Raw genomic sequence first — 6,945 nt, forward strand, 5'->3', positions numbered from 1 at the left:
AGAACGCGGTAATTTTACCAAGGCTGGGCGAGGCGAGGTTTTTCGAGGCGCCCTAAGGATTTTTTAATGAAACTCCCGTCGGCGAGTGAGATATTGTCAGGAGGGGCTGAATTTTTTGAAAAGGAGATACAAAAAAATATTTCACTCAATACTATTTCTCCCGGAAAAGCTAGGGCTAATCTGGATTGGAGTCATATTGAAGATGTGCAGAATTTGAATCCTGACTTTAAGTCAGTGTTTCCCTGGATTGCAAAATGCTTGGCCGATCACAGAGCATACTTGTACAGCGATTATTTGAAGTTACTGGAAACGGAAACGAAGCTGCTGGAGTCGCAAAAACAGCTTGATGCCTTGAAGAGCGGGGATATGTATAGCTAACAGTTTTAGGTGGCGAAAATAGATCGGTCCGGACCGACGAGTCGAAACCGTCTTCGACGAAAGCTGATCACCCTCAAGGCGAGCAGGCCTGCCGGGGCCTGTTCAATCACGCAAGTGGCGATGCTACGCACGCACCTTTGACTTGAGCCGACTCAAGTCAAAGGTGCCCGAGTTCAAGTCGTCATTGAGCGGGGCCAAGTCGGGGCAACGATCACTCAAGTCGGACTTGAAGGGTTTCAAGTCCGGGCATCAAGTGACTCAAGTCAATGTTGAGTCCGGCTTTCAGGTCGGCTGGCTGCCCCTCGCTCTTGCCTGATCGTTTGTCTCTCGGTATCGTTTGATATAAAATTAAGTATCAAATGATTATTCCGGAGTCGTCACCATGCTGCTTGTCAGTCCAGAAAAGATCGCTGCGGTCATGGCGCTGGCGCCGCTTCCTCACTCCTTCGCCGAACTCGATGAGATGGTTGCCAGGGGACTGCCGAAGGGCGCGCTGAAAGCCAGCATCGACCATATCTACGTGAGCGCCGAAGAGCGCCGGCAGCTGCTGTACCGCATCATCCCGGAGGCGACCTACAAGCGGCGGCGGGAGACGCTTTCCGCGGATGAGTCGGAACGGGCCGAGCGTCTCGCCCGTGTATTTGCCACCGCAGCCTATGTCTGGAATTCCGAGGAGGATGCGCGGCTATTCCTGACGACGCCCCACGCGATGCTCCAGGGGCGCAGCCCGCTGGAGGTGTCCCTGACCGAGCTGGGCGCCCGTCGCGTCGAGGAGCTGCTGTGGCGGCTCTTTTACGGGATTGCCGCCTGATGCGGCTGTACCGGATCGGCGACGAGCGGCACCCGCTTTGGGATGGCACCGGCGGCGCCTTGATCGGTGGCCGCTGGAACAGCCCGGGGCGACCGGTCATCTACGCCTCGCTGAGCTACGGGGGCGCGATGCTGGAAATCCTGGCCCATGCCGGCATCGGCCGCGTGCCCACGACGCACCGCTACGTGATCGCCGACGTGCCGGAAGACGTATCGGTCGAGCGGCACGACGCTGCATCACTGCCCGAAGCCTGGGATGCCGAGAGCACTACCTCGGCCAGGTGCTTCGGCGATCAATGGCTGAGTGGGATGCGCAGCGCGATCCTGCTCGTGCCCTCGGTGGTGGCGAGGCTGGAATGGAATGCGCTGGTCAATCCCTCTCATCCCCAGGCAGCACGAATCACGGTGTCGAAGGCGGAGCGCGTCGTCTGGGACAAGAGGCTCTTCGCGAGCGGGGCAGGCGGCTAGCGCGCAAGCTCCATCAACCCACTCACCCTCAGCACCCTGCGGCCCACCGCCTGCTCCAGCACCGAAGCGCTGCCGCCTTCCACCAGACTGAACCAGCGTTTGGCGCGGGTGATGCCGGTGTAGACCAGTTCCCGGGTCAGGATGGGGTTGAGGCGCTCCGGCAGGACCATCGCCGTATGGGTGAATTCGGAGCCCTGGGATTTGTGCACCGTCAGCGCATACACGGTTTCGATCGCCTGCAGGCGGCTGGGCTGGATCCACTTGATGCCGCTGCTGCCATCACCGGCCGGAAAGGCCACCCGCAGCGGGCCGTCGCCATCGGGCCCCGGTAAAGCCAGGGTGATGCCGATGTCGCCGTTCATCAGCCCGAGCCCGTAGTCATTGCGGGTGACGAGGACCGGGCGGCCGGCGTACCAGCCTTCCGTGCTGCCGATCAGGCCGGCTTCGCGCAGCCAGCCGGCGATGCGCCGGTTGAGGCCCTCGACGCCCCATTGCCCGCGACGCAGGGCACACAGAAGCTGGAACTGGCCGTGCGCGGCGAGCACCTCGCGGGCCCAGTCGTCGATGCCGGCTTGGTCGGCGCCGGCGGGCGGGCGCAGCTTGCTCACGGCCTCCAGGTAATGGCGATAGCCCTCCGGGCCGTTCTTGCGTGCGGTTTCGCGGGGGCCTCCGTCGATGACAAGGCGCCGTAGGGCACCGTCACCTTCGCTGGCCAGCGTCAGGCGGGTCAGATCGGCGTGACCCTGGGCCAGTGCCCGGCGCACGCCTTCGACGCTGCCGGCATTGACCGCGGTGGCGAGCTGGCCGATGCCGCTGTCGCCGCTGAAGCGGTAGCTGTGGCGCAGCATCGCCACCGCCTGGTCGATGGGCTGGCCGGCCGGGTCGATCAGTTCCGCGCCTACCTGCTCGCCGGTGACCTCGGCCAGCCAGGCGACGGTGTCGGTGGTGTAATGGCCCTCCTGGGCCCGCCGGCACAGCTCGCCGAGCACCGCCCCGGCCTCGACCGAAGCGAGCTGATCCTTGTCGCCGAGCAGGACGAGACGGGTGCCGGGCGGTAGCGCGGCCAGTACGGCGGCCATCATCTCCAGATCGACCATCGAGGCTTCGTCCACCACCAGCACGTCCACCGGCAGCGGGTTGCCGGCATGGTGGCGGAAGTGGCGGGTGTCAGGGCGGCTGCCAAGCAGGCGATGGAGGGTTGTCACCTCGACGGGAATGGCCGCGCGGACGGCTTCGCCGTCGGGCAGGCCGCCCAGCTCCAGCCTGGCAACGGCGCCGGCGATGGATTCATTGAGACGCGCTGCGGCCTTGCCGGTGGGCGCGGCCAGGCGGATACGCAGGGCGCGGGCTTCGGTGCTGGCGATGGCCAAGGCCTGCAGCACCGCGAGCAGGCGCACCACGGTGGTGGTCTTGCCGGTGCCGGGGCCGCCGGTCACGATGGCGAAGGCACTCCGCGCGGCCAGCGCGCAGGCGAGCTTCTGCCAGTCGGGGGTGGGCGTTTCTGCGGCCGGGGGAAAGAGCACCCCGAGCACGTCGCGGAGGGCGGCTGCAGGCAGGGCGGGTGGCGCCGCCAGACGGGCGTCGATGCCGGCCCGCACCGATTGTTCGTATTGCCAGTAGCGGCGCAGATAGAGCCGGTTGCCAACGCAGACCAGCGGGGTTTCCCCGTCGCCGGCGCTGACCAGTTGCGTATGCGCCAGTGCGCGCAGCCAGTCAGCCAGGCTGACGCCGTCGAGCACCGCGGCGGGCAGGGGCAGTGGTTCGGCGGCGCTGTCCGCGCCCTCGGGTGGGAGGGACAGGGCGAAGCCGGGGTCTTGCAGGGTGTAAGCCAGATCGAGGCAGGCATGGCCGCGACCCAGTTGATGGCTGGCCAGCGCGGCGGCGAGGATCAGCAGCGGCGGCGCATCGTTCACTTCACGCACCAGAAAGGATGCAAAGGCCGCGTCGAGGGCGCGCAGCCAGCCGTGTTGGGACCAGCGCTCGAGGAGGGCCAGCATGGCTGCGTTGTCGACGAAAAAGGCGGGATTCATGCGGCCTCCTTGGCGGCGCGGTGGGCGAACAGACGGTCGAGGGCTTCGATCAGCGCCCGCGGCGGACGCTCGGCGTGGATGCCCCGGGTGGGCGACTGGCTGCCGCGCAGAAATAGATACAGGGCGCCGCCCATGTGCTGTTCGTAGTCGTAATCCGGCAGGCGCAGCTTGAGCAGGCGGTGGAGGGCCAGCAGATAGAGCACGTATTGCAGCTCGTAGCGCTTGGCGAGGATTTCCTGCGCCATCGCGGTGGCGGTGTAGGCCGCGTCGTCCGGGCCGAGCCAGTTGGATTTGTAGTCGATGACGTAATAACGCCCTTCGTGTTCGACGACCAGGTCGATGAAGCCCTTGAGCATGCCGTTGAGCTGGCCCGCCTGCAGCGGCGGGCGTTCGGCGCCGCCGAGGGTGTGGCGGCACACGAGGGCATCGAGGGCGGCCAGATCCACGTCATGCACCGCGACCCAGAACTCCATCTCGACCATCCAGGTGTCGAGATCGGCGAGGGCAAAGCCCGGCTCGTCGGCCGAACCGAGCGGCTGCCGCAGGAAATCCTGCAGCCAGGCGCACAGCGGGTCGATCCAGCGCTCCCAGCCGCGCACCGCGCAGCGCCGGGCGACGGCGTCCCGCAGCAGGGCCGGGGCGTCGGCGATGCGGCCAAAGCCCTGGCCGCCGGCCCATTCGAGGATTTCATGTAGAAAGGTGCCAACTGCCGCGCCGCGGGGGAAGTCATGCAGCAGACCGAAAGAAGCCCTGCCGGTGTCGCCCGGCGGTGTGTCGGGCACCACCGGGGCGGCGAGCTGGGTGAGCCGTTCGGCGGTGGCGGCTTCGCGGAAGATGTCTTCGCCGGGCGTCTCGGCGCTGCCATCCGCCGCTGCGGTGTGCAGCGCCGAGTAGCTGGCGATCCACCAGTGCTCGCGGACGGCCCGCACCGAGCTGCGGGCGGGGCCCTCAATCTGGCGCTGCGCGTGGGCGGCGTAGGTGTCCGGGCTGCTTGCCGGCGTGTCGATAACGGCGATGTCGGGGCAGCCCGCGGCCAGGGCGTCGATGCCGGCCTGAAGCTGATGGCCGATCAGGTAGCCAAAGGCGCTGTTTTCCAGTTTGTCGACCGGGGCCGCGCCGATCCAGGTGGCGTAGCGGGCGCGGGTCAGGGCAACGTAGAACTTGCGCAGGTCCTCGCCCAGGCGCTCGCGGTCGACCCGGCCTAGCAGCGTGTCATCGGCCGTCAGGGCGAGGTGAAGCTGCCCCTCTTCGTCGTGCCACTTGAGCGGCAGGTCGGTGGGTTTGGTGGCGCGAAATGCGCAGGCAAAAGGCAGGAAGACCAGCGGGTATTCGAGGCCCTTGGACTTGTGGATGGTTACCACCTTCACCAGGTCGGCGTCGCTTTCAAGGCGCATCTGGCGGGCTTCGCCGCCGCTCGTCTCGTCACGGCGCTGCTCGGCCAGATGGCGGATCAGGGCGTGCTCGCCATCCAGCAGGCTGCTGGCTTGCTGGAGCAGTTCGGCCAGATGCAGCACGTCGGTCAGGCTGCGCTCGCCGCTGCCACCGGCAGCCAGCAGCCGGGCCGGAACGCGGAAGTCGTTGAGCAGGCGGCGCAGCATCGGCAGCACGCCCTGACGGCGCCAGCATTCCCGGTAGGCGCGGAACTGCAGCACGTAGTTGTCCCAGGCGATTTCGTCGTGGTTGAGGCAATCGAGGCTGGCCCAGTCGAGGCCGAGGGTCTGGGTGGCGAGCGCCGCGCGCAGGGCACGGCCATCGTCCGGCTCGGCACAGGCAGCAAGCCACAACTGCAGCTCGAAGGCTTCGGGGCGCTGGAAGACGGAATCCTTTTCCGACAGATAGACGCTGCGCACCCCCCGGCTCGACAGGGCGCCCCGGATGGCGTCGGCCTCGCTGCGGTTATTCACCAGCACGGCCAGATCGGCCTGCCGCAGGGCAACGAGACCTTTCTCGCCGGCAAAGCCGGCTGCGCCGAGCTGGCCCAGGTTGAGGAGGCGCACCATCTCGCTGGCGCACACTTCGGCCATGGCTTCGAGGTAGGCGGCTTTGGACATGGGCTTGCCGTTGTCGGGCGGCGGCAGGCGCCAGATGTTCAGGGCCGGCAGCGGCTGGCCGTCTGCCTCGAGTTGATCCGTGCGCCCGTTGGCATCGGCGGGGAAGAACGGAACCGGGTTGTCCGCGGCGTTGCGGAACAGGAAGGCGCCCTGGCTGCCTTCCAGGTCTTCGGCAAGCTGAAAGCAGCGGTTGGTGGCCCTGACCATGGCGTGGGTCGAGCGGAAGTTGCGGCTCAGGGTGTACAGCCGGCCGGCGGTGGCAGTGCGCGCCGCCAGGTAGGTGTAGATGTCGGCCCCGCGGAAGGCATAGATGGCCTGTTTGGGGTCGCCGATGAGCACCAGCGCAGTGGCTTGGTCGTTGGCTTCGACCCGATAGATGGCGTCGAAGATGCGGTACTGGATCGCGTCGGTGTCCTGGAATTCGTCGATCAGCGCCACCGGAAACTGAGTTCGGATCACCTCGGCCAGGCGCGCGCCATTGGGGCCGCCAAGCGCTGCGTCGAGACGGGTGAGCAGGTCGTTGAAACCCATCTGGGCGCGGCGTGCCTGTTCTTCTGCAAAGCGGGCGGCAACCCATTGGGCGGCATGGCGCAGGATGTCGAGGCGGGCGTCGGGGAGCGCCTCGAGGGTGGCGCGCATCGCGGCGATGGCGTCCAGTGCGGGGTGCTGAGGTGCGGGAAAGTCGGGCTTCCAGACCTCGGCCAGCCCTGTCGGGGTGAGCCGCTCCCAGGCCGTGGGGGTGAGACCAGGCGAGACCCGCTCCGGGTCATCGCGCCAGGCGGCGAGCGCCTGCAGCCAGTTGTCGTAATTGCTCTTGTTGAGCTTGGTGCCGATGAACTCCTTGTTGTCGCGTGCCGCATCCAGCAAGACTTGAAGTTCGTCGAGCCACTTGGCCCACGGCGCCTTGAGTGCCGCCAGCACGCGCTGTTGCTCCTGTGTCGCGGTGTCGATCGCCGCCGTCGGGACGGCGCTGATTTCCAGCAGCTCGGCGTGCTTGAGCAGGCCTGTAAGCACCTTCTTGAGGGCCTCCGGCGAGCTCCACCAGCCTCGCACCTGACGGGCGCCGTCGGCGTGCAGCGGATACATGAAGCTGCGCCAGTAGTCGCGCACGACCTCGGCGAGCAGCTCTTCCTGGTCGGTTTCGAGGCGCTGGGTGAACAGGCTGTCGCTGTCGAAGGCGTGCTCGCGCAGCATGCGGTTGCACCAGC

5 protein-coding genes are annotated in these 6,945 nt (G+C 66.6%); 3 read left to right on the forward strand and 2 right to left on the reverse strand.

Translation table 11 applies throughout. From position 1 onward, the window contains the following. The first annotated feature begins 66 nt into the window (after window positions 1-66). The 3 genes from Q1W26_RS01285 (at window position 67) to Q1W26_RS01295 (ending at window position 1,656) form a co-directional block, all read left to right on the forward strand. A complete protein-coding gene (locus Q1W26_RS01285) occupies window positions 67-378 on the forward strand; it encodes a hypothetical protein (protein WP_300434818.1) in 312 nt (103 codons plus the stop codon). A 382-nt stretch (window positions 379-760) separates the two neighbouring features. Continuing rightward, window positions 761-1,189, forward strand: a complete 429-nt coding sequence (locus Q1W26_RS01290; RefSeq protein WP_300434821.1) for an antitoxin Xre/MbcA/ParS toxin-binding domain-containing protein — start codon at window positions 761-763, stop codon at window positions 1,187-1,189. Then, the gene (locus Q1W26_RS01295; RefSeq protein ID WP_300434822.1) at window positions 1,189-1,656 is read left to right on the forward strand and encodes an RES domain-containing protein; all 468 of its coding nucleotides are present in this window, start codon (window positions 1,189-1,191) and stop codon (window positions 1,654-1,656) included. Before Q1W26_RS01290 ends, Q1W26_RS01295 begins: the two co-directional genes overlap by 1 nt. On the opposite strand, the gene recD is transcribed toward Q1W26_RS01295, so the two are convergent. Continuing rightward, window positions 1,653-3,686 carry an exodeoxyribonuclease V subunit alpha gene (gene recD, locus Q1W26_RS01300; protein ID WP_300434824.1) on the reverse strand — a complete coding sequence of 678 codons (2,034 nt, stop codon included), beginning with the start codon at window positions 3,684-3,686 and terminating at the stop codon, window positions 1,653-1,655. The genes Q1W26_RS01295 and recD overlap by 4 nt on opposite strands. Continuing rightward, window positions 3,683-6,945, reverse strand: a 3,263-nt coding sequence (gene recB, locus Q1W26_RS01305; protein ID WP_300434827.1) for an exodeoxyribonuclease V subunit beta, incomplete at its 5' end; no start/stop codon positions are given. The genes recD and recB, both read right to left, overlap by 4 nt.

Origin of the sequence: Zoogloea sp. (assembly GCF_030157465.1) — a bacterium.
Lineage (GTDB): Bacteria > Pseudomonadota > Gammaproteobacteria > Burkholderiales > Rhodocyclaceae > Zoogloea.

Bases quoted from the DNA above. Each gene is read 5' to 3' on its own strand.
- Q1W26_RS01285 (WP_300434818.1), top strand. From the start codon at position 67: ATGAAACTCCCGTCGGCGAGTGAGATATTGTCAGGAGGGGCTGAATTT.
- Q1W26_RS01295 (WP_300434822.1), top strand. From the start codon at position 1,189: ATGCGGCTGTACCGGATCGGCGACGAGCGGCACCCGCTTTGGGATGGC.
- Q1W26_RS01290 (WP_300434821.1), top strand. From the start codon at position 761: ATGCTGCTTGTCAGTCCAGAAAAGATCGCTGCGGTCATGGCGCTGGCG.
- recD (WP_300434824.1), bottom strand. From the start codon at position 3,686: ATGAATCCCGCCTTTTTCGTCGACAACGCAGCCATGCTGGCCCTCCTC.